Genomic DNA, 21,116 nt, shown 5'->3' with positions numbered 1-21,116 from the left:
AAGCACCCTGTGCCAACACACTGGCGCGTGAACACCCCAGGTGCTTATAGCCGTTGTCCTGGATTTCGTTTCCGCTTGTCGGTCGAGCCTATGGTTTTTCCAGCACAATCGCGCTTGTTGCCCTACCTTGCCCTGTTCGGCCTGACATTTGCCCTGACCCTCGGCGGGGTCCTGGCCCGGCCGATCGAATCGTTATCGCTGTTCTGGCCGGTCAATGCGGTGCTGGCTGGCGTGCTCCTGCGCTACCCACGCCAGGCCAGCCCCTTGGGCATGACCCTGGTGTGGCTGGCGATGGTCGCAGCCGACCTGGCCTGTGGCAGTGCCTGGGCACCAGCCCTGTGGTTCAACTTGTGCAACCTCGGCGTGGTGGTAACGGTGTGGTGGCTGCTGTCGCGACTGCCCCGCCCGCACCGGCGCATGCGCACCCCACATGGCGTGCTCAGTGTCTTCGGTGCCTGTGCGGCGGGTGCCGTGGTGGCGGCCAGCATGGCCTGCGTGATGGCCGCACCGTGGTTCGAACAGTCGCTGCAGGCCACCTGGCTGGCCTGGTTCAGCGAACAGTTCTCGACCAGTGTGCTGGTGTTGCCCGTACTGCTCACCGCCCCTTCGGCGCGGGTACTGATGCGCAGCGGCGCCCAGGCCATCCGCCTGGCACCTTTGCTGGTGCTGCTGGCCTCACTGGCCTTCAGCATTGCCTTTGGCGGGCCAGGCGCTATCGCCTTTCCGATTGCTGCGCTGTTGTGGTGTGCCTGGACGTACTCGCCCTTCCTGGTGTCGTTGCTGGCACTCACCGCCGGCAGCACGCTGATCGTCGCGGTGGCGCAGAACCTCATGCATTTCAGCGTGCCGCAGAGCGAACCGGGTGTCACCACACTGATGTCGGCGCGCCTGGGTATCGCCATGCTGGTCCTCGGCCCGCTGGTGGTCGCCTGCGTCAGCCAGGCCAATCGCAGCCTGCTGGCACGCCTGGCGCGCCAGGCCACCATCGACCACCTCACCGGCCTGCTCAGCCGCAGCGCCTTCACCCACCGCGCCAATGCCCTGCTCGACAGCCGCCAGCAGCATGCGCTGCCACTGACCTTGATGATGCTCGACATCGACCATTTCAAGTCGATCAACGACCGCCATGGCCATGGGGTTGGCGACCAGGTCCTGCGCCAGTTCGCCCGCACCCTGCAGGACCAGTTGCACGACGAAGTACTGCTGGCTCGCCTGGGCGGCGAGGAGTTCGTGGTGGTGCTGCCGGGGTTGCCACCGGAGCAGGCCAAATTCACCGCCGAGCGCCTGCGCCGAGCCGTGCAGGACCTGCATGCGGCCCAGGGCGATGCGCGCTTGCAGATCACGGTCAGCATTGGCCTGGCCGGCTGCGCCGCGGACGAACCCGCGCCCAACCTGGACGAACTGCTGGCACGCGCCGATCAGGCGCTGTACCGGGCCAAGGCGCATGGCCGCAATCGCGTCGAGCAGGCCGACGCGCAACGCCAGGCGATCTGAGTCAGGCCAGCAAGTCCCAGGACAGCTTGGCGATCAGTACGCACAGCAGAATCAGGAACAGCCCGCGCACGAAGCCTGCGCCCTTGCGCACGGCCAGCCAGGTCCCGGTCAGGGCACCGAGGATATTGCACGCGGCCATCGGCAGGGCAATGGCATATAGCACATTGCCCGACGGCACGAAGAACACCAGGGCCGCCAGATTGGTGGCGATGTTGACCACCTTGGCCGATGCCGAGGCATGCAGGAAGTCGAGGGCGAAGAAGCGGATGAACAGGAAGATCAGGAAGCTGCCGGTGCCTGGGCCGAACAAACCGTCATAGAAGCCGATCGCACCACCAATCAGCACCGCCAGGCACTGCTCCCGGCGGCCAATCTTCGCCGGCTTGTGCAACGTGCCAAAGTCCTTCTTGCAGAAGGTGTAGATCGCCATCAGCACGATCAGCACCAGCACCGCCGGGCGCATCACGCTGGGCGGCACCAGTGAAACCGTGGCTGCGCCGGCGAACGACATGACAAAAGCGCTGAGCGCCGCCGGCACGATCAAGCCCCAGTCCAGGGTCACCTTGCGGATGAACGAGCGAGCGGCGAAGGCCGTGCCGCACACCGAAGCCAGCTTGTTGCTGCCCAGCAGCGCTGCGGGCTGCGCAGTGGGCAACACGTTGAACAGCGCCGGGATCTGAATCAGGCCGCCACCGCCGACGGCGGCATCGATCAGGCCGGCAGCGAAAGCAAACAGGGAAAGTACGGCGATATCCATCATGGCGCGGTTCCAGGCAGTGAAAACAGACTGCAAGGCTAATCAAAGCGGCGCGCTTGTGTTGAAATGCCATATTGCGAAAACTGCAATCAGGAGGCCTCCATGGCATTGGACATGCTGCGCGAAATCCAGGCGTTCGTGAGTGTTGCGCACAAGCGCAGCTTCGTCGCCGCCGCACGCGCGCTGGGCCGCTCACCCAGCGCGGTGACCCGCGCGGTGCAAACCCTGGAAGACAACAGCGGGTGCAAGCTGCTCAACCGTAACGCCAACGCGGTGACCCTCACCGAAGCCGGTGAGCGCCTGCTGCCCCACGCCGAACGCTTGCTGGATGTGCAACGCGATGCAGCCGATGAACTGGCCGCGCTCACCGGCAGCGCGCAAGGCTGGGTGCGCTTTGCCGCGCCGCAACTGCTTGGCGAGCATGTCTTGCCTGGCGTGCTGGCCAGCTTCAGCCAGCGCCACCCGCAAGTGACCCTCGATGTGCAGTACAGCGATGCGGCCCTCGACCCCCTGCACGGCAAGTTCGATTTCGTGGTCCGCGGCGCCTTTCCCCAGTCGAGCGAACTGATTGGTTATCCACTGTGGCGCTACCAGCGCCATCTGTATGCCAGCCCGGCTTACGTCGCCCGCATCGGCATGCCCGAGCGGCCCGAGCAGCTGGACCAGCACGCACTCATCCTGCATACCGCCCCGCGCATCCTCAAAGCCTGGCACTTCTGCCGCGATGGCCAGATCACCAGCCTGCGCCCGCACCCGCGCTTGCGCCTGGGCTCTGGCGATGCGGTGTACCACAGCACCCTCGCCGGTGCCGGTATCGCACGCCTGGCCGACTGGGTGGCAGAAGCACAGGTGAAGGCTGGACGCCTGGTGCGGGTGTGCGCAGATTATCGGCTGACCTCAAGCACTGGCCAGGACCCGCAGATGCACGCGGTGTACCCCTCCGGCGAGCTGCCCGCCCGGGTGCGCGAGTTGCTGCTGGCCTTGCGCCAGGCAGGAGAAGCCGCCTCTGAACGGGCTGGCTGAGCGCTGTTCAAATTCTGCTCAATTTAACAGAGCCCGCAATTTGCCTGGCTTGCAGAACTTTATCCACAGACCTACCCACGTTTTTTGTGGACAGATTTCCCCGAGCAATGAAGGACTTAACGCACACTCAGCAGCGCAATGTTCGCCGCCTTGACCAGCTCGATCCATTCCTGTGCGCTGATCACCCCGGACTGCTCCAGGGACTCGGCACAACGCAGCGCCTGATCGTATTGATCCTCTTCGAGGATACCTTCGCCGAGATAACGGCTGCGCCACTCCAGCATGGCTGAAGTGCCCTTCTTGCATTCCATCTATGTACTGACTCCCAAGGCAAAAGACTGGGTTCGTTAAAGTACGACCCATTATGACGCAGCGGGAGACTACACGAGGACCTTGCACTTGAGAACGACTTGCACCTACCACTAGTCCAGCGGTACGGCCAAGAGGGAACGGCGAGGATCTGCCAGAATCTGGCAGCAATCTGGCAGCAATCTGGCCCATCTAGCGAGGTAGACGGGCCGGAGGGCGTCAGTAGAATCAGCTTGGCGGAATGGTGCCCAGCAGGCCGATCAGAACGGTCAACAGCAGAAAGCCACCCAGAAACAGCGCGAGCTTGCCCATCGGAACCTCTTCAGTGTGATAGCAGGGACGAAAAGCATTGTCGGCTCCAGGCTGATACGGTTACAGATTCAGCTTCGAAGAAAAAAAGCGGATCAGATGACGTGCTCGGCACGCTGTACCGAGCGGCGCGCATGTATCTCAATGTGTACAAACTGAGACTGGATACACAAGATCGCTCACTGCTGCCCCGCTGGACACATCCTCGATACAGCGATGGTCTTGAATGACGTGCATCCAACAGCGCCGATGGCCAAGCCAAGGAGACGCGCCATGATAGCCCGTCACGCATCCGCCGCATCGAACGCACCACGACGTTTCAGCCGTTCCATCCTGTTTGCCTGCGCCCTGCTGCCACTGGCCGTCATGGCCGGCAACACACCAGCGGCGCAAGCACAGCCTGGCGTCCAGGTAAGCGATGCCTTCGGCCCGCTGAAACACATCAAGGCTGGCGTCCTCGATGTCGGCTACGTCGAGCAAGGCCCGGCCGACGGGCCGGTGGTGATCCTGCTGCACGGCTGGCCCTACGACATCCACAGCTTCCAGGAGGTCGCCCCCGCCCTCGCCGCCAAGGGCTATCGGGTACTGGTGCCCTACTTGCGCGGCTATGGCGAAACACGCTTCCTTTCGCCTGACACGCCTCGCAACGGCCAACCTTCGGCGCTGGCCAGCGACGTGATCGCCTTCATGGATGCACTGCAGGTCAAGCACGCCGTGCTGGCCGGCTTCGACTGGGGCGCGCGCACCGCCGATATCGTGGCGGCCCTGTGGCCCGAGCGGGTCAAGGCACTGGTCTCGGTCAGCGGTTACCTGATCAGCAGCCAGGAAGCTGCCAAGGCACCTCTGCCGCCCAGTGCGGAGCTGCAGTGGTGGTACCAGTACTACTTCGCCACCGAACGCGGCCAGGCCGGTTACGAGAAGAACCGCCATGATTTCGCCAAGCTGATCTGGCAGAGCGCTTCGCCCGCATGGGGCTTCGACACTGCCACCTTCGAGCGTAGCGCCAAGGCGCTGGACAACCCGGACCAGGTCGCCATTACCGTGCACAACTACCGCTGGCGCCTGGGCCTGGCCCAGGGCGAAACCCAGTACGACCCACTGGAAGCCAGGCTGGCCAGACTGCCCAGCATCGGCGTGCCTACCATCACCCTCGAAGGTGACGCCAATGGCGCACCGCACCCGCCGGCCGAGGCCTACGCGCAGCGCTTCACCGGCAAGTACGAGTACCGGCTGATCACTGGCGGTGTTGGCCACAACCTGCCACAAGAGGCCCCGCAGGCATTTGCCAAGGCGGTGGTGGATGCCGATCACCTCTGAGACGAAAAACCCATGCAGCAGAGACGCCCCGGCTCAGCCCAGCCAGCGCACCAGGGCAAACCCGGCGAAGGTCATCAGCAGCGAGCCCAGCACATGGGCCGAAACCGTGGCGGCAGCCCAGCCATAACGGCCGTGCATGAGCATCGACAGGACTTCGGCGGAAAAGGTCGAGAACGTGGTCAATCCACCGCAGAAACCGGTGGTGATCAGCAGCCGCCAGGCCGGATCGAGGTTGGGCCAGCGCATGAAAAAGGCCATGGCCGCGCCGATGACGAAGCCGCCGATCAGGTTGACCAGCAAGGTGCCGAAGGGCATGCCCGGGAACAGCGAGTTGAAGCGCAGGCCGAACCACCAGCGCAACACGCAGCCGCTGCTGCCGCCGACGATCACGGAGATGAGGGAAAGGTACATCGGGTTACTCCACAAGGTTTCAACGGCCCTGTGGGTAAACGGCAGGCATGGCCTACGCGCCCTTTCACAGGGGGTGCGTAGGCATCATCAGCGCAAGGGCGGTTCAAGGAGGAATGCCATCTCCTGAAGCCGTGATATTAGTCGGCCACGTCCTGTCATGCAACGCTCGCGCATGGGTGGCCGTTGACAAGTGGCGGCGATCAACGCTGCGAGATGTTCTCTTGCCTGGTGGGTAAACGCTCATTACTCACCTCAGGTCTGGAACTCACTTTCGCCCGAAAGTAATGAGTTTGCACCTGTCATTTTTGTCAGTAGATGGCGCTCAGGACAGCGGGGTATTGTCGATTCAGGCGCATCGTGCTGGCACGGTGAAGCCATAATCGATTACATCAAAGGATGAGGTGCACTGATGAGCGCTAAAGAGATCCGTCTTTCTCTGGGAGACATTGACAACGATAACAGTCCTGAAGTCTTTATCGAGTACTACGCTGCAAACGACTTTGAGTTTTCCATCACCGTGTCTTCGTCAAAAAAGAATGGCATCTATGACAAAGTAAATGGAACAGGTGATGCCGATGGCGATGGTGACTTGGGTGACCCAGCCGACAATGAACTTTATATCAAAGTCGCAAATTTGGCAGTGCAGTTGCTGAAGAGTTCATGATCATCCAATACCTCTGAATGACTTAAACACTGAGCCTAAGTGGGCAACCATGCCCTGCAGCACGTCGCGGTGCTGCGGGGCAGTTGCTATCAGCCTACCGACTTAAGCTGCGGCCGCCCTTCCAGGCGCTCGAGCATGGTCGCGCAGTACCAGTCATCGAACTGGCAGACACCATTCTCGGCGTTCTCCGAGAACGGGCCTGGCTCGTAGCTGGGCGAGGAAACGCCTGCATGGGTGCCCTCGACCAGACGGCGGTCCTGGTCATTGGTCGCCAACCAGACTTTGGTCAGCCGGTCGAGATCGTAATCGACCCCTTCCACCGCAGATTCCGGCACCAGCCATTTGGTGGTCACCAGTGTCTCGCCCGGCCCGATGGGCAGCACGCGGAAGCTCAGTGCGTGGTCGCCCAGAAAGTGGTTCCAGGTCGAGGGGTAGTTGAAGTACAGCAGTGCACCGATGTCTGGCTCACCGCTTTTGTCCAGTCGGCCTGCAACGGCCGGCTTGCCATCCATGGTGTAGCTGACCGCACCGGCAGACAGCGGAATGCGCGTCATGCGGAAGCGCCCCAGCGGGTCCATGTTCAACCGGCTCGGCATGCCTGCGGCTTCACAACGGTCCCAATGCGCCACCAACTCCGGATCGTCATCTCCACCCACGCCGGCAACCGACAGGTTCTCGACAAAGGAGTTGAGCAGCTCTGGATGGGTACCGTCGCAGTGGTAGCACTCGCGGTTGTTCTCGAACACCAGCTTCCAGTTGCCCTTCTCGATCAGGTTCGACTCGAAGGCGACCTTGCAGTTTTCCAGGAAGTGCGGCGCGATGAAGGGGCTGACGGCGGCGCGGAAGCTGGAGAAGTCCGGGGCCTTTTGCGCGACGCAGACATAGATGTAGGTGTGCACCACTTCGATATGCACAGGCTTCAGGCCGTAGTTCGACTTGTCGAAGTCGGTGCCCATGTTGCCGGCATAGATCAGGTTGCCATCGAGCTCGAACGTCCACTTGTGGTAAGGGCACACCAGCTTGGCGACCTTGCCGCTGGCGTGCTCGCACACCTTGGCGCCGCGGTGGCGACACGCATTGTGGAAAGCGCGAACCTCGCCATCCTTGCCGCGCACAACGGCCACCGGGTAATCGCCGATCTGCAGGGTGAAATACTGCCCAGCCTTGGGAATCTCGAACGTATGCCCGGCAAACACCCAGTCCTTGTGCCAGATGTGCTCAAGATCCTGCCGATAGACCTCAGGATCGAGGTAGAGCTCGCGCGGCAACACATGGCGAGGCTTGCGCTGCTTGATCAGGCCAATCACGGATTCGTTGCTGTTCATTATTATCCTCCAGACGCCAAAGCCGGTTGTCGTGTTGCAAATAAGTGAAACTTTAATCACTGCCTCACATAGTACGCCGCCGTAAAAAACTTACACCGGCACAAAAATTACCTTACGCATAACTTTAATTCATGCGAGCAATCCACATAATTCGCGCTGGACAATCGGCTGCCCGCGACATTATGTTACGCAGCCATAACAAGGGGTTATCGAAACGAGCCTGGAAAAGTCGTTAGACCGGCACCTGAGCCCCTCCTATATTGATTCGAACATTGATGACAACTTTGTTCACTCATAAAGCATCGTCATTCCAAACGTTGCTCACGCCTTTGCGTCTGGGCTACCGGGTGCCGCCATGAATACAATTACAAGAGCATTCAGCCGTACCTTCGCCGACCGCAACCTGGGCTTCATCTCCCAGGCACGCGTCGAGCGGAAAACCACCCGAGTCGGTTTTCTCCTGCTCGAGAACTTCTCTTTGCCGTGCTTCACCCAGGCACTGGATGTGCTGGTCACCGCCAACCTGCTGGCGCCGGGCACGGTGCGCGTGCACACGTTCAGCCATGACCACCGCGAAGTCATGAGCGACCTGGGCATCCCGATCAGGCCCGACACGCCGTTGACCGACATTCGCCTGTCCGACCTCGATCTGATGGTCATCTGTGGCGGCTTGCGTGCCGCCAGGACAGCACCGAACTGGTTGTCGACCTTGCTGAAGAAGATCGCCAAACTACCGATCGCCCTTGGTGGGCTGTGGAACGGTGCCTGGTACCTGGGCACCGCAGGCCTGCTGGATGGCTACCGCTGCGCGATCCATGCCGAGCAGCGCACGGCCCTGGCCGAACGTGCCCCGCATGCCAGCGTGACCCATGAGCCACTGGTGTTCGACCGAAACCGCATGACCTGCGCCACGCCCAATGGCGCCTTCGAGATGATGATGCGCTGGCTCGCCTGCGGTTCGGGCCCCCAGCTTGCCGATGCCGTGCTGGATAAGCTGGATGCCGACCAGAGCAAGTACCGCAGCGTGCAGAAGCCGCAACAGCCCAAGGTGAGCCAGGTGCTGCGGGAGGTCATCGCGCTGATGGAAGCGAATATCGAAGAGCCGCTGAGCCCGGAGCAACTGGCCCAGGTCGTCGGCCTGTCGATTCGGCAGATCCAGCGGCTGTTCAAGGACCAGCTGAACACCACACCGCAAAAATACTACTTCCAGCTCAGAATCACCGAAGCACGCCGCTTGATACAAAACTCCAAGGCCTCGATCTTCGATGTTTCTCTGGCATGCGGTTTCGTTTCCTGCACGCACTTCAGCCGATCCTATAGCGCTTTCTTCGGCCACCCGCCGTCGAAAGAAATCAGGTATGAAACCTGATCAGGTCAAGGACAGGCCCCGTTGCACAACAACAATAACGACACCTATCGCCGCTGAGTTTATCCAGCGAGTTCCGACGCGAAGTTCATTGTTCGCGGCGTTGCGCTGCCAAACTTCAAAAGCCTTGTATCAGGATATAAAAATGACACGCCCCACTCTTTCAGTAGAAGATGTACCGCTCAACAACTTCCACCGGCTACTCACGCTGCGCTCGGGCGGCGGTTCGTTTGTCGACGGTTATGTGCTCAGTATTATCGGCGTGGCCCTGGCACACCTCAGCGCTTCGCTATCCTTGAGCAACTTCTGGGAAGGCCTGATTGCGGCATCGGCCTTGATCGGGATTTTCTTCGGCGGCTTCCTCGGCGGCTGGCTGACCGATCGCCTGGGCCGCAAGCGTCTGTTCTTTGTTGGCCCTACCCTCTTTGTCTTCGCCTCCCTCGCTCAGTTCTGGGCTGATTCCGCTGAAGCGATCTTTGTTCTGCGCCTGATCATCGGCATTGCAGTGGGCATCGAGTACCCGGTCGCCACTTCGTTGCTGGTGGAGTTCATGCCCAGGAAAAATCGCGGCCCGCGCCTGGCGATGCTGACGATCCTCTGGTTCGCCGGCGCAGCGGCGGCCTACATCGTTGGTGAACTGGTGCTGCGCAGCGGTGGCGATGACGCCTGGCGCTGGGTGCTGGCCAGCTCGGCGAGCATCGGCCTGGCACTGTTCCTGGTGCGCATCGGCACCCCGGAATCGCCACGCTGGTTGCTGGGCAAAGGCCGTGATGTCGAGGCGGAGCAGGTCATCAAGCACGTCTATGGCGATGATTTTTCCCTGAACAACCTTCCGGAAGAAAGCCCGAACTACAAGGTCAACGTGTGGAGCCTGATCTACTCGGGCTATGCCAAGCGCATGCTGTTCGTCATCGTGTTCTGGACCTGCTGCATCATCCCGCTGTTCGCCGTATACGCCTTCGCGCCCAAGGTGCTGGCAGCGATGAACGTGAAAGGCGACAGCGCTTCCATCGGCTCGGTGCTGATCACTTTGTTCTTCGTACTGGGCTGCATCATCGCCACCCGCCTGATCAACACCCTCGGGCGCCGCAACCTGCTGCTGTACAGCTTCAGCGTGTCTGGCCTGGCGCTGCTGTGCCTCGGGGCATTCAACAATGGCGCGGGCATCTGGGTGCTGGTGTTCTTCGCCATCTACGCGCTGTTCATCGGTGGCGCCCAAGTGTTGACGCTGGTCTATCCGAACGAAATATTCCCGACCGAGATCCGCGCATTCGCGGTGGGCGTGGGCACTTCGATTTCGCGCATTGGCGCAGCGGTGGGCACCTACCTGGTGCCGATTTCGCTGGACACACTGGGCATCGCCCAGACCATGTACGTGGCCGCAGGTATCACCTTCTTCGGCTTGCTGCTGTCCTGGCTGCTGGCGCCGGAGACACGCGCGCTGAACCTTCAGCAAGCCGCGGCGCTGGGTTGAATGCGCTGAGGGCTATCGGGTTCTCCTGAGCTTTTCTGCCTTCAAGCGCCGATACAAGGCCATCACCGGCCGCAGCATGGCCAGCCGGTCAAAAATCGACAAGGCATGCAGGTCGGTGCGCGAAGGCCGCTGGTAACCCAGGTTCCAGGTGAAGTAGTAGGCCTGGATGTTCTTGTCGGTGTGGATGAGCGTGTTGAGGGCCGCGTCATAGTGCATCGGCCCGCCGTCAGGGTGCCCTGGCGGGCGCTGCAGAATCTGCGCGAGAAAGTCCCGCAGCTTGCCCACGCTCTTGCCGTTCACCGCATAGAAGTGCGACAGGTGGATGGGGCGATCGACCGGCGCCCAGCCGGGGGTATCGGAATTGCCCTCGCACGAATGGCCAAGGTAGGCAATGTCCCAGTCCATGCCTTGCAGGGACTCGATGGCCTGCTTGCCAAACGGGCCAATGCGCCGGGAGAACTGGATGTCGTCTTCCATGATGAGGATGTTGTCGACATTGAGGCGCACGGCTTCTTCCAGTATCTGCATGTGGCTCATGAAACAGCCCCGGGCGCCGATGCTGGGAAAGCCCTGCTGGTCGGTGGGCGTCACTGCAGGGAAAAAGCCGATTTTCTCGTCATCGATGTGGAAGCCGTTGCGGGCGAATTCGGCTTCGGTTTCTTCGCGGCGGTCCGTTCTGGACGGGATATTGATGATTCGGGTCCGATCAAAAAAGTCGATCACATTCATCGTTCAGGTCCTTGGTACAGCCGATCAGAAGGCGAACAGATGGCTGATGAACTGCCCACACAGGGCACCGAACACCATGACGGGCAGCACCACCAGCTCGCGCTTGATGCTCAGCATGCCCAGCTGGTGGCTGACCTTGAAGATCAGGAACAGCGTGAAGAAGGTATGCAGGGCCACCCCCCACAGCGCATAGGTCACCCCGCCGATGGCCAGCAGCAACGGCATCAGGGTGAACAGCGCCACCACCCGGATGATGTTGTCCATGGCCATGTACTTGGTCAGCCCCAGGGCCATCCATATCTGTTGCGTCAGGCCATAGCGCAAGGTGAACAGCGATAGTGAAAGGATTGCCATCATCTGCCCGGCGTCCTGATAGCGGGCGTCATACAGCCAATGAATGATCAGCGGGCTGGCGGTGAACAGGAAGCCGCAGGTGAACAAGGTCAGCACATCGAAGATCAGCCTGAAGCGAAAATACAGGTGGCGCAGGCGATCCATGTCACCGGTCCTGGCCGCCTCGCTGAAGGCCGGCAAGGCCACGGCCCCGGCCAGCCGCTGCAGGCTGAGCTGGAAGGCCGCCAGAATGCCCACGGCAATCGAATACACCCCCAGCTGCGCCACCGTCATGCTGCCGCCGAACCAGATCCGGTCGCCCTGCATGGCCAGCACGCCGACGGCGGACGACAGGAACACCCAACGGCCGTAGTTGACGATTTCACGCAGGGCTGCCGGGTCCCATTGCGGGCGGTCTCTATGCCCCGGGAAGATCAGGTGGCTGAGCACCGTGGTGACCAGGGTGGAGACCAGGCCAGCAGCCACCAGCGCCCAGATGGAACGGAAGAAGTAACCGATCACCAGCATCACCACCAGGCCGGCGATTTGCGAAACCAGCTCGACCAGCACCACCTTCTTCTGCTGGAAGGTGCGGATGGCCACATCGATCTTGGTCGACTGGAAGGCGAAAATGATCGCGAAAAAGCCGGTGACAGCCAGTATCCCAGGCAGCTGAGGATCAGCATAGGTGGAATGCATCGGCCACATTTCGAAGTGCTGGGAAATCCACGACGCCAGCGCCACCAGCTGCATCACCACAAACAGCCCCAGGCCGCGAATGATCTGCAACGACCAGATGGTATTGAGGAACAGCGGCTCGTCGCCGCGCGGGCTTTGAATGATGTTCTGCCGCAGCCCCACATCGGACAGCAACAGCAGCAACACCGAAACCGTGGTGGCGATGGCCATGAGGCCGAACATTTCCGGCAGCAGCAAGCGGGTGATGATCAGGTTGCCACCCAGCCGGATGACCTGGGAGGCGACGATGGAGCCGATATTCAGCGCCCCAGCCAACAACACGCGTTTGCGAAGACTTTGCGAGGACGACAGATCGATCGTAGACATGGCACCCACAGTCCCTGTTTTTAAGACGTTACTATAGTCTCAATCTGCCATGCTGCTACGGCGTCGGCGCCGATACCGACAATATTGCGCAGGAGCAGGTCGCGGCAAAAACCGGTTGCGCCGCACAGTGGCCACGCAACCGGCAACCGCATGTTCAGGCAAGCGCCTCTGCCAGCACTGCCTGGCGATGGCGCTCGACCCTGCGCTGCAGCAGGCTGGACACCACCACGCCCACCACCGCCAGCACGCTCATCAGGCTGAACACGTAGGTGTAGCCTTGCTCGCCAGGATAGTGATCGAGCAACGCGCCGTAGATGACATAGGCGAACATGCCCGGCGCATAACCGATCAGGCAGCCGATGCCGAACGCCGAGCCGGTAATGCGCGAGGGAATGCCCACTTCACTCATCGGCGCCCAGAACACTCCGCGCATGGTAAACACCACCAGGGCGAAGGACAGTGTCGCCGCCAGGCCCGCGTAGATGTAGCTCTCGCCACGGGGAATGCTGAGAATGACCAGCATCAGCGGCAGCAAGGCAACGAACGCCCACTTGAGGTAGCGGCTCGAACTCTTCAGCTGTTTGTCGGCGATGAAACCGCCTGCCGGGCCACCCAGCACCTTGAGGAAGTACTGGTTGATGATGCCGTAGGCGCCCACCAGTGCCACCGGCAGGTGATACATGTCCTTCAGGAACGGGATGAAGTAGGTCAGGCCGCAATACACGATGTAGACCATGAACACGTTCAGGCTCACCAGCCAGATCCCTGGCATGCGCACCGCCTCCAGCAACCCCGACAGGCCGATGGGTTCGCGGGGAGCGTTGGCCTGGCGGGTGTCTTTGAGCAGGAACAGCGCCAGCACGCCAACGCCGATGTCGATCAACGCATAGAACGCGATGGCCGCCTTGAGCCCGGCGGCGCCCGAGCCAAGGGCAACGAACACGCCGAGCGCAGAAAACGCCACCAAGGTGTCCACCGCCCCGCGCCCGCCTTCGAGCAGGCCGAACATGCGGCTTTGCTCCTGGTCGTTGCCCAGGTTGCGGATGGACTTGAGCAAGGACGGCCAGAAGATGCAGTCGGCGCACACCGCCAGCAGGCCAAAGATGATGAGCAACTGGTCATAGCCCGGGAAGCTCGCCAGGTACAGGCCCAGCCCACCGATGCTCACCAGCCCCAGGGGGATGAGCTTGCGCGTCTCGAAGCGGTCGGCCAGAAAGCCGCCCAGCACGAACAGCGCGGTGGCGACGATGGCGTTGACGCTCAGCAGCGTACCGATCTGGGTATGGCTCAGCCCCATGTGCTCCTGCATCGGGATATAGAAGGCATCCTTGAGGCTGGACAGTTTGTAGATGGTCCCGCCGCCCAGGACGAGGATCAGGAAGCGTAGCCACTTGGCTTTGACCGATGTTGTCATTGTTGTTCTCCACTGTATCCGGGTTAAGGGTCAGGCCAGGGTCAGTTCCGCCAGCAGGCGGATTTCGGCCAGCAACTCACGCACGTAACGCACCTGGTCATTGGCCCAGCGGTGCTCGTCAGCCAGCATCTGCTCCAGGCTGTAGCCCGGTGGCAATGGGGTTTCGCTCATCTCGCGGTAGGCGATGAAGGGGTCGGCGCCCTCGCCCAGCTGGCGGAACGCCGGGGCGATGTAGTGGTTTTCCTGCTCGAGGATGAACGCCACCACCTGCGGCGCGGGCTCACCCAGCAGCAACAGTTCCAGCAGCATGCGCGGGCCGGGCAACTGGTCCTCGGCCCTGCCCTGCAGCACGCCGTAGTGGCCAAAGCCGTTGGCCTCGGGCACTACGCGCACGCCCTTGAGGTGCACCTGGCGAATGAATGGCGCCAGGTTGGCCAGTGCCGGCAAGGGCTGCTCGCAGGCATTGATCATGTTGCCGAAGTCGAACAGGGCGTTGAGCCGCGGGTGCCCTACCCGGCGCAGCAAGCTGGCGATCTCATCGCTCTTGAGTTCTTCGTGTTGCTCGAAGTCGAAGTTGAGGTCGTGCTCATCGGCCAGACGCGCCAGACGATGCAGGTCGTCTTCGATGATGCCCATCACCCGCGACAGATGGCCCTCGTAACGCGAGTAAACGCGGATGTTGCGGCTGCCGATGGCGTGCGCGATGACGACGGCCTGGTCGACGTCTTCGGGCAGCGTGCTGCTGATTTCCAGGTGCACGTCCAGCCCGAGGGCCCTGGCTTTTTCGGCAAATGCCGCCAGGCGCTCGGCGGGCATGCGCGACAGGCTGTTGTGCTCGCCGTCGAGCAGGTGCAGCGAAAGGCCGTCGAGGGCATGCCGGTAGGCAAAGTCGAGCATGTCTTCGGGGCAGACCCGCCCGTGGGTGAGGTTGGTCAGCAGCGGGTAACCGTGGGCGAACAAGCGCAGGCTGTCCAGGCGTGACAGCACGCGGCGGGCAAGGTCGGGCGTGAGTAGCACGGGCGCGCAGCCGGCCTGCGCGTTGTGGCCCATGAGGCCGGCAAAACGGGATTGGATAGGCGTCATTATTGTCATTGTCCTCAGAGCGAGGCCGGGGTAGCCCGGCGCTGCTGTTATCGCTCTGAAATGGCCTTATCCATAGAGCCATTATCTTTTTGTTCGTATAGCCATTTTGGCAGTGCAGTTCAGACCCGCATGCCCAACGCGCCCAGTGCCTGCGCAAGCTCGCGTACCCGCTGCGCAGCCTGCTCGACCGGCGTGGCGGCAAAGCCCAGCAGCAGCCCGGGGGGCAGGTAGCGCTGGAGGCAGTAGTCACTCAGCGCATAGGTGTAGACCTGATGGTTGCCGAGATTGCGCGCCAGGGCGTCGTCGTCCACCGCCTCGGACAGCCAGCCGATCAGGTGCAGCCCCGCCTCCACCGGCGCCACTGAGAGAAGGCCCGCCAACTCACGGTGCAACGCCTCCACCAGGCTGGCCTGGCGCTCCTGGTAGAGCGCGCGCATGTGGCGGATGTGGCCGAGGAAATGACCCTCGAGCATGAAGTCGGCAGTGGTCGCCTGGTGCAACGTGGACGGGCTGCGGTCCATCACCGCGCGAATCGCGCAGAACGGCTCCAGCAAGGCCTCCGGCAAGATCACATACCCCAGGCGCAACGACGGGTAGAGCACCTTGCTGAAGGTGCCGACGTAGATCACCCGCTGCCCCGGAGCCATCGCGTACAGCGCCGGCAGTGGCCGGCCCACGTACCGAAACTCGCTGTCGCAGTCGTCCTCGATGATCCAGCCCTGGCTGCGCGCGGCCCAGTCGATCAGCTCCTGGCGCCGTGAATAACTCATGGTGATGCCCAGTGGATGCTGGCGCGAGGGCGTGGTGAAGGCCAGCCGTGCGTCCGGGCACTCGCGCACCCCCTGCTGCACGTCCAGCCCTTGCTCGTCGATGCGCAGCGGCACCAGCTGGCAACCCAATGCCTGGAAGGCAATGCGCGCGGAGATGTGCCCGGGGTCTTCCATCCATACTCGGTCACCGGGATTGAGCAACAGCATGCCGAGCAGATTGAAGGCCTGCTGGGCGCCGGAGGTGATCACCACCTGCTCCGCGCTGCACTCGATGCCGCGGGCATCGAATACGTACTCGGCAATTGCCTCGCGCAGACGCTGCAAGCCTTTGAGCTCACCGTAGCCCAGTTGTGCCTTGTCCGGTTTGCGCAGGTGACGGTTCATCAGGCGCTTCCACACCGGCATCGGGAAGGCATCGTAGGCCGGGTGGCTGGTCAGCAGGGACGCCGGGCGCTGGGCATCCCAGCCGCTGTAGGAAATACCGCTGAAATGCTCGCTGCGCAGCGAATGCACGGCCTGGCTCAGGCTCGACAGGCGTGGCGGCTTGCTTGAGGCATCGGTTTGCGCGACCCGGCCCTGCCACTCGTTGCCCACAAAGGTACCGGCCCCGATGCGCGAGGCCAGAAAGCCCTCGGCGGTGAGCAGGTCGAAGGCGTTGAGCAAGGTAATCCGGGACAGCCCCAGTTCCTTGCACAAGGTGCGGGTGGACGGCAGGCGAGTACCACCAGCCAGACGGCCAGCGAGGATCTGCTTGCGCAGTTGCAGGTAGAGCTGGCGGTAGAGCGGGACCTGGCTGTCGCGGTCAAGCTCGACGCCGCTGAGCAGCATGCCACCGGGGGTTTTCATGGGGGTACAGGTCCTGAGAGTCGGGGGAAAGCAAGGTCGATGCAGAGCATGTAGGCAATTCAGCCTGATGTCATGCCCAACTCCGCATGATCCATCAACGCCTTGGCCATCGCGCTCAAGTAGTGCGAAGCCCAGATCAGCATCGGTTTCTCGTCCATAAGCCCGAGGGTGGTCAGCTCTCGCACATAGCCCATCAGTTCCGAGGCTTGTTCGCGGGCATCGCGACAGGGGATGCCGGGTTCGATGCGGAACAACGGGTGGGACTGGTTTTTACCTTGGAAGAAGGTGGTCTTGCCGACGGTGCTTTGGGTGTCGTCTGTAGTCATTGGTCAATTTCCCTGAAGTTTTTCGGTTGTCAGGGCCGGCCTCTTCGCGGGTAACCCCGCGAAAGGGCCAGCCCTGACAGCGCATCACCTAAGCCTCAGTGCAAAGTCCGAGGCCCAGTGGGCATCTGCACCTGGATCAACACCGATTCGAGCAAAGCCCGCAGCGCCTCCAGCTCATGCATCGAGGCCATCATCAGAATCGACGCCGGTGACTTGGGCTGAAGCAGCAACGCCTGATGCACCACGCTCGACGCGCACAACGCGTAGTCCGTCGCCTGGATCAGGGTGTTTTCAAGGGAATGAATATCGTAGGGTGGATCGAGGGACGATCTTAAGCATGTGCGTACCTCTGTCGATGAGGCCGACACCTATCGCTGTCAAACAATTGGGTGGCAGCTATGCATGGGTTGACAGACCGGTCGACAGAGATACCTAACCCGGCGCACACGAAGGTGCCCCACGCACAGCCACCATTGAGGTAAGCCGCACCTTCACTGTCAAAGCCGTGTCGTTTATGTGCAACGACAGGCTGAGACTAGAGCGCTGCCAACGCAGCCGCAACGGAAAACAGAGGAGAAGTGTCTCTTTGGGAAATAGACTACAAGGAAGGGAAAAAATCCGAATTTTCGTAGTAGCCTGAAACAGAAAAAGAGCGGGAACGAGACCCCATGCTGACAGTGCAAGACCTGATTGCCATCGCCCCCCTGAAACTACAGGTGATGGCCGGCCTGGCGGGCATCTCCAGGATGATCACCTGGGCCCACACGGTGGACCTGCCCGACCCCTGGCGTTGGGTTTCGCCCGGCGACCTGGTCATGACCACCGGTGTAGGTATGCCGATTGGCGACTCGGCGCAGGCCCAGTGGCTGGAAAAGCTGGCGCAGAGCAATGCAAGTGCCCTGGTGATTGCCCCTCGCGAAGATGCTCCGGCCTTGTCGCCGGGGTTGCTGGAAACGGCTGATCGCCTGCTGTTCCCGCTGCTGCATGCAAACTTCGAACTGGAGTTCGTCAAGCTCTCTCACCAGGTGATCGAGAGCGTGCTGCAGGCGCAACGCGAGCGCTTCAACGCCAGCGAGCGGTTGTTCCAGACCTACGCCCAGGCGCTGCGCATGGAACCTGACATGCCGGGGCGGCTGTCGGTCCTGGCCAGGAGCCTGGGCGGTCACTTGGCTATCGAGGATGCCATCACCGGAATCCGAATCGTTGAAAGCCAACCGGCAGGGAATCAGGTACCGGTGAATGTCGAACGCACCGCGATTGGCGGAAGAACCCAAGCCAACTTGCTGATCAGCAGGCGCCCTCACGTGTCGATGGACGATTCGATCCTGGTACGCTCGCTGGTCGGTCTGCTGGGTGTGGAACTGGAGCGGCAGATGATTCACCGGGACCAGCAGCGCGAGGAAGGCGGGGCATTGTTACGCAGCCTGCTCGACAGTGAAATCGAGCCGGCGCTGACCCGGCCCATGCTGGAGCGCCGTGGCCTCGGGGGCACCCTCGTCGCCTTGGCGATCCACCCGGGGGGTGGCAGCATGCGCACCCCCGATGACATTCACCATGCCCCGGCGTTACACGCCGCTACGCCGCTATTGCTGAAGGAACGCTCGATGCTGTTAGCCATCGGGCGCGACGATGCCGTCCTGTTTCAGGCCTTGCTCGATGGCCTTGGCCCAGGTACGCAGATAGGCATCAGCGGGCCCATCGCTACAGCCACCGGCTACCGGGAAGCAGCCCGGCAATCACGCCTGGCACTCACCCAAGCTGCAGAACTGGCCGTGCCGACATTGCGTTACGGCGATGCCGACACTGGCTTGATCATGGCACCCAAGACCTTGCCCGAAGCTCGGGCGCTGGTGGCGCGCTACCTGGGGCCACTCATCGAGCACGACCGCTTGCAGAGCGCCGCCTTGCTGAACACCCTCATCACGTTCCTGAATAATGATGGCAACTGGAAGGCCAGCGCGCTGGACCTGGGTATTCACCGGCAAACCCTGGTGTACCGCATCAAGCTCGTGGAGCAACTGACCGGTTTCAACCCCACCACGACCCAGGGCATTGCACGCTTCTGGATCGCTCTGCAGGCAGGCATCAATTCAGACCTGCTGGGGCCGCGCTGAGGGTTGAATGCAAACGGCCCCGCTGCGTGGGCGGGGCCGTTCAAGCTCAATCAAGCAAGCGGGTCAATGGCTGGTCGGCATCGCGAATTCCGCACCTTTGGCAATCGCCTGCGGCCACCGCTGCATGATGCTCTTCTGCCTGGTGTAGAAGCGCACCCCTTCCTCGCCATAGGCATGCATATCGCCAAACAGGCTCTTCTTCCAGCCGCCGAAGCCATGCCAGGCCATCGGCACCGGAATCGGCACATTGATGCCGACCATGCCCACCTGAATGCGGCGCCCGAACTCGCGGGCGATATGCCCGTCGCGGGTGTACAGGCTGACGCCGTTGCCGAACTCATGGGCGTTGATCAGCTCGACCGCTTCGGCAAAATCCTTGACCCGAAGGCAGGCCAGCACCGGGCCGAAGATCTCTTCCTTGTAGATGCGCATGTCCGGGGTGACATTGTCGAACAACGTACCGCCCATCCAGAAGCCTTCTGCACAGCCCTCTCCCGCCGTCTGGCCGTTGAACGCTCGACCGTCGACCAGCAACGTAGCGCCTTCCTTCACGCCTTGCTCGATGTAGCCGGTGATGCGCTCGAGGGCTGCACGGGTCACGATGGGGCCCATTTCAGCTTCAAGGTTGGTGCCGTTGAGCACCTTGAGCTCCAGGGTGCGCTCGATCAGCTTCGGCATGACTTTTTCTGCCGTCTCTTCACCGACGAACACGGCCACACTGATGGCCATGCAACGCTCGCCGGCCGAGCCGTAGGCGGCACCGATAAGCGCATCGACCACCTGATCGATATCGGCGTCAGGCATCACCACCAGGTGGTTCTTGGCGCCCCCCAGTGCCTGCACGCGCTTGCCTTGGCGGGCGCCGGTCTCATAGATGTTGTTGGCGATCGGCGTGGAGCCGACGAAGGAGACGGCTTGCACATCGGGGTGTTCTATCAGCGCGTTGACCGCGTCCTTGTCACCCTGCACCACATTGAATACGCCATCCGGCAGGCCGGCCTGCTTGAGCAGTTCGGCGATAAACAGGCTGGGGCTCGGGTCCAGCGGGCTTGGCTTGAGCACGAAGGTGTTGCCGGTGGCCAGAGCGACCGGGAACATCCACATCGGCACCATCACCGGGAAATTGAATGGGGTGATACCAGTGACCACGCCCAGCGGCTGGCGCAGGGTCCAGTTGTCGATGTTGGTGCTGACCTGGTCGGTGAAATCGGTTTTCAGCAGCTGCGGTGCACCACAGGCGAATTCGACGATCTCGATGCCGCGCATCACTTCGCCTTGTGCGTCGGTGAACACCTTGCCGTGCTCGGCAGTAATCAGCAGAGCCAGGTCGTCACGGTGTTCGTTGAGCAGCGCCAGGAACCTGTTCAGCACCCTTGAGCGGCGCAGCGGCGACAGGTTGCTCCAGGCCGGGAACGCCGCTTTTGCCGAGGCCACGGCGGCATTCACGTCGGCGTGCGCCGACAATTGCACCTGGCCGGTAACGGCACCGGTGGCCGGGTTGTAAACGGGCTGCTGCAGGCCGCTGCTGGCATCGACACGGGCGCCGGAAATCCAGTTGGTGATGGTGGTGGTCATGCATGTCCTCACAACTTGAGAAGGGAAACGGTGCAAGGCCTGGGCCTTGCACGTGAATCAGTAGATGGCGTAGACCTTGCGAACGGTCTCTATCACGTCCCAGCGGCCGGTCCAGCCCGGCGGCAGAATGATGAGATCACCGCCAGTCACTTCGACGGCTTCCTTGCTCTGATCGTCAGTCAGCAAGGCGCGGCCGGAAATGATGTAGGTGAACTCGGTATCGGGCCGGTCGATCACTGGCCAGCCACCGGGTTGGCACTCCCAGACGCCTAGGTTGCCCACAGCCTCAGGGGCAAGGCGCTGAATGGCGATCTGTGGGTCGCCCTGGTCGGCGCCGGCGCGTTGGCCAGCAGGGTTCAGTGGTAACGATCGAATTGCCGCGGACTTGATGATCGTGAAAGTAGTCACGGTT

At 61.9% G+C, this 21,116-nt stretch carries 19 protein-coding genes, 1 pseudogene and 1 riboswitch; of the genes and pseudogenes, 7 read left to right on the top strand and 13 right to left on the bottom strand.

Going from position 1 to position 21,116, the window contains the following annotated elements; genetic code table 11:
* Positions 1–75: 75 nt before the first annotated feature.
* Complete coding sequence (locus ACIPZ8_RS21890; protein WP_400727425.1) at positions 76–1,494, top strand: diguanylate cyclase; 1,419 nt, start codon at positions 76–78, stop codon at positions 1,492–1,494.
* 1 nt (position 1,495) lies between these two features.
* Here the strand turns inward: ACIPZ8_RS21890 and ACIPZ8_RS21885 are convergent, their stop codons facing one another.
* Positions 1,496–2,254, bottom strand: coding sequence for a sulfite exporter TauE/SafE family protein (locus ACIPZ8_RS21885; RefSeq protein ID WP_400727423.1), 759 nt, complete (start codon positions 2,252–2,254; stop codon positions 1,496–1,498).
* A gap of 99 nt (positions 2,255–2,353) precedes the next feature.
* On the opposite strand from ACIPZ8_RS21885, the gene ACIPZ8_RS21880 reads away from it, so the two are divergent.
* Positions 2,354–3,274 (top strand): LysR substrate-binding domain-containing protein, encoded by a 921-nt coding sequence (locus tag ACIPZ8_RS21880; RefSeq protein WP_400727420.1) that lies wholly within the window; start codon positions 2,354–2,356, stop codon positions 3,272–3,274.
* 116 nt (positions 3,275–3,390) lie between these two features.
* Here ACIPZ8_RS21880 and ACIPZ8_RS21875 read toward each other — a convergent pair whose 3' ends face one another.
* Positions 3,391–3,585 (bottom strand): hypothetical protein, encoded by a 195-nt coding sequence (locus ACIPZ8_RS21875; RefSeq protein WP_400727417.1) that lies wholly within the window; start codon positions 3,583–3,585, stop codon positions 3,391–3,393.
* A gap of 580 nt (positions 3,586–4,165) precedes the next feature.
* Here ACIPZ8_RS21875 and ACIPZ8_RS21870 point away from each other — a divergent pair.
* Positions 4,166–5,209 (top strand): alpha/beta fold hydrolase, encoded by a 1,044-nt coding sequence (locus ACIPZ8_RS21870; RefSeq protein ID WP_400727414.1) that lies wholly within the window; start codon positions 4,166–4,168, stop codon positions 5,207–5,209.
* A 33-nt stretch (positions 5,210–5,242) separates the two neighbouring features.
* On the opposite strand, the gene crcB is transcribed toward ACIPZ8_RS21870, so the two are convergent.
* On the bottom strand, positions 5,243–5,620 hold the full coding sequence (gene crcB / locus ACIPZ8_RS21865; protein WP_079228884.1) for a fluoride efflux transporter CrcB: 378 nt from the start codon (positions 5,618–5,620) through the stop codon (positions 5,243–5,245).
* Positions 5,621–5,691: 71 nt separating this feature from the next.
* Positions 5,692–5,753, bottom strand: a riboswitch (Fluoride riboswitch).
* A 276-nt stretch (positions 5,754–6,029) separates the two neighbouring features.
* On the opposite strand from crcB, the gene ACIPZ8_RS21860 reads away from it, so the two are divergent.
* The gene (locus tag ACIPZ8_RS21860) at positions 6,030–6,284 is read left to right on the top strand and encodes a hypothetical protein (protein ID WP_400727411.1); all 255 of its coding nucleotides are present in this window, start codon (positions 6,030–6,032) and stop codon (positions 6,282–6,284) included.
* Between the two features lie 89 nt (positions 6,285–6,373).
* On the opposite strand, the gene ACIPZ8_RS21855 is transcribed toward ACIPZ8_RS21860, so the two are convergent.
* A complete protein-coding gene (locus tag ACIPZ8_RS21855; RefSeq protein ID WP_400727408.1) occupies positions 6,374–7,609 on the bottom strand; it encodes an SRPBCC family protein in 1,236 nt (411 codons plus the stop codon).
* A gap of 355 nt (positions 7,610–7,964) precedes the next feature.
* Here ACIPZ8_RS21855 and ACIPZ8_RS21850 point away from each other — a divergent pair, with 355 nt between their 5' ends.
* Together ACIPZ8_RS21850 and ACIPZ8_RS21845 are read left to right on the top strand one after the other, a co-directional pair.
* Positions 7,965–8,978 carry a GlxA family transcriptional regulator gene (locus tag ACIPZ8_RS21850; protein WP_400727405.1) on the top strand — a complete coding sequence of 338 codons (1,014 nt, stop codon included), beginning with the start codon at positions 7,965–7,967 and terminating at the stop codon, positions 8,976–8,978.
* Between the two features lie 142 nt (positions 8,979–9,120).
* A complete protein-coding gene (locus ACIPZ8_RS21845) occupies positions 9,121–10,449 on the top strand; it encodes an MFS transporter (protein ID WP_400727402.1) in 1,329 nt (442 codons plus the stop codon).
* A 12-nt stretch (positions 10,450–10,461) separates the two neighbouring features.
* Here the strand turns inward: ACIPZ8_RS21845 and ACIPZ8_RS21840 are convergent, their stop codons facing one another.
* The 7 genes and pseudogenes from ACIPZ8_RS21840 to ACIPZ8_RS21810 form a co-directional block, all read right to left on the bottom strand.
* Positions 10,462–11,178 carry a glycosyltransferase family 25 protein gene (locus tag ACIPZ8_RS21840; RefSeq protein WP_400727399.1) on the bottom strand — a complete coding sequence of 239 codons (717 nt, stop codon included), beginning with the start codon at positions 11,176–11,178 and terminating at the stop codon, positions 10,462–10,464.
* Between the two features lie 24 nt (positions 11,179–11,202).
* On the bottom strand, positions 11,203–12,576 hold the full coding sequence (locus tag ACIPZ8_RS21835; protein ID WP_400727396.1) for an oligosaccharide flippase family protein: 1,374 nt from the start codon (positions 12,574–12,576) through the stop codon (positions 11,203–11,205).
* Between the two features lie 154 nt (positions 12,577–12,730).
* Entirely contained in the window at positions 12,731–13,990 is a 1,260-nt protein-coding gene (locus ACIPZ8_RS21830) for a nitrate/nitrite transporter (RefSeq protein WP_400727393.1), read from the bottom strand.
* Positions 13,991–14,020: 30 nt separating this feature from the next.
* Positions 14,021–15,073 carry a sugar phosphate isomerase/epimerase family protein gene (locus ACIPZ8_RS21825; RefSeq protein ID WP_400727390.1) on the bottom strand — a complete coding sequence of 351 codons (1,053 nt, stop codon included), beginning with the start codon at positions 15,071–15,073 and terminating at the stop codon, positions 14,021–14,023.
* A 119-nt stretch (positions 15,074–15,192) separates the two neighbouring features.
* Complete coding sequence (locus tag ACIPZ8_RS21820) at positions 15,193–16,689, bottom strand: PLP-dependent aminotransferase family protein (RefSeq protein ID WP_400727388.1); 1,497 nt, start codon at positions 16,687–16,689, stop codon at positions 15,193–15,195.
* Positions 16,690–16,748: 59 nt separating this feature from the next.
* Complete coding sequence (locus ACIPZ8_RS21815; protein WP_400727386.1) at positions 16,749–17,015, bottom strand: DUF3077 domain-containing protein; 267 nt, start codon at positions 17,013–17,015, stop codon at positions 16,749–16,751.
* 95 nt (positions 17,016–17,110) lie between these two features.
* A pseudogene (locus tag ACIPZ8_RS21810) lies at positions 17,111–17,354 on the bottom strand (hypothetical protein).
* 329 nt (positions 17,355–17,683) lie between these two features.
* Between ACIPZ8_RS21810 and ACIPZ8_RS21805 the strand changes: the two are divergent.
* Entirely contained in the window at positions 17,684–19,129 is a 1,446-nt protein-coding gene (locus ACIPZ8_RS21805) for a PucR family transcriptional regulator (protein ID WP_400727384.1), read from the top strand.
* Positions 19,130–19,192: 63 nt separating this feature from the next.
* Here ACIPZ8_RS21805 and ACIPZ8_RS21800 read toward each other — a convergent pair whose 3' ends face one another.
* Both ACIPZ8_RS21800 and ACIPZ8_RS21795 read right to left on the bottom strand, forming a co-directional pair.
* Positions 19,193–20,704 (bottom strand): CoA-acylating methylmalonate-semialdehyde dehydrogenase, encoded by a 1,512-nt coding sequence (locus ACIPZ8_RS21800; protein WP_400727382.1) that lies wholly within the window; start codon positions 20,702–20,704, stop codon positions 19,193–19,195.
* A 57-nt stretch (positions 20,705–20,761) separates the two neighbouring features.
* Positions 20,762–21,112, bottom strand: a complete 351-nt coding sequence (locus ACIPZ8_RS21795) for a cupin domain-containing protein (RefSeq protein ID WP_400727379.1) — start codon at positions 21,110–21,112, stop codon at positions 20,762–20,764.
* Positions 21,113–21,116 lie beyond the last annotated feature (4 nt).

This window comes from Pseudomonas sp. NPDC089422 (assembly GCF_044749405.1).
Lineage (GTDB): Bacteria > Pseudomonadota > Gammaproteobacteria > Pseudomonadales > Pseudomonadaceae > Aquipseudomonas.
The sequence above is the reverse complement of the archived record's forward strand: the minus strand, read 5'-3'. Positions and strand labels throughout refer to the sequence as shown.

Bases quoted from the DNA above. Each gene is read 5' to 3' on its own strand.
- ACIPZ8_RS21885 (WP_400727423.1), bottom strand. From the start codon at position 2,254: ATGATGGATATCGCCGTACTTTCCCTGTTTGCTTTCGCTGCCGGCCTG.
- ACIPZ8_RS21880 (WP_400727420.1), top strand. From the start codon at position 2,354: ATGGCATTGGACATGCTGCGCGAAATCCAGGCGTTCGTGAGTGTTGCG.
- ACIPZ8_RS21875 (WP_400727417.1), bottom strand. From the start codon at position 3,585: ATGGAATGCAAGAAGGGCACTTCAGCCATGCTGGAGTGGCGCAGCCGT.
- ACIPZ8_RS21870 (WP_400727414.1), top strand. From the start codon at position 4,166: ATGATAGCCCGTCACGCATCCGCCGCATCGAACGCACCACGACGTTTC.
- crcB (WP_079228884.1), bottom strand. From the start codon at position 5,620: ATGTACCTTTCCCTCATCTCCGTGATCGTCGGCGGCAGCAGCGGCTGC.
- ACIPZ8_RS21860 (WP_400727411.1), top strand. From the start codon at position 6,030: ATGAGCGCTAAAGAGATCCGTCTTTCTCTGGGAGACATTGACAACGAT.
- ACIPZ8_RS21855 (WP_400727408.1), bottom strand. From the start codon at position 7,609: ATGAACAGCAACGAATCCGTGATTGGCCTGATCAAGCAGCGCAAGCCT.
- ACIPZ8_RS21850 (WP_400727405.1), top strand. From the start codon at position 7,965: ATGAATACAATTACAAGAGCATTCAGCCGTACCTTCGCCGACCGCAAC.
- ACIPZ8_RS21845 (WP_400727402.1), top strand. From the start codon at position 9,121: ATGACACGCCCCACTCTTTCAGTAGAAGATGTACCGCTCAACAACTTC.
- ACIPZ8_RS21840 (WP_400727399.1), bottom strand. From the start codon at position 11,178: ATGAATGTGATCGACTTTTTTGATCGGACCCGAATCATCAATATCCCG.
- ACIPZ8_RS21835 (WP_400727396.1), bottom strand. From the start codon at position 12,576: ATGTCTACGATCGATCTGTCGTCCTCGCAAAGTCTTCGCAAACGCGTG.
- ACIPZ8_RS21830 (WP_400727393.1), bottom strand. From the start codon at position 13,990: ATGACAACATCGGTCAAAGCCAAGTGGCTACGCTTCCTGATCCTCGTC.
- ACIPZ8_RS21825 (WP_400727390.1), bottom strand. From the start codon at position 15,073: ATGACGCCTATCCAATCCCGTTTTGCCGGCCTCATGGGCCACAACGCG.
- ACIPZ8_RS21820 (WP_400727388.1), bottom strand. From the start codon at position 16,689: ATGAAAACCCCCGGTGGCATGCTGCTCAGCGGCGTCGAGCTTGACCGC.
- ACIPZ8_RS21815 (WP_400727386.1), bottom strand. From the start codon at position 17,015: ATGACTACAGACGACACCCAAAGCACCGTCGGCAAGACCACCTTCTTC.
- ACIPZ8_RS21805 (WP_400727384.1), top strand. From the start codon at position 17,684: ATGCTGACAGTGCAAGACCTGATTGCCATCGCCCCCCTGAAACTACAG.
- ACIPZ8_RS21800 (WP_400727382.1), bottom strand. From the start codon at position 20,704: ATGACCACCACCATCACCAACTGGATTTCCGGCGCCCGTGTCGATGCC.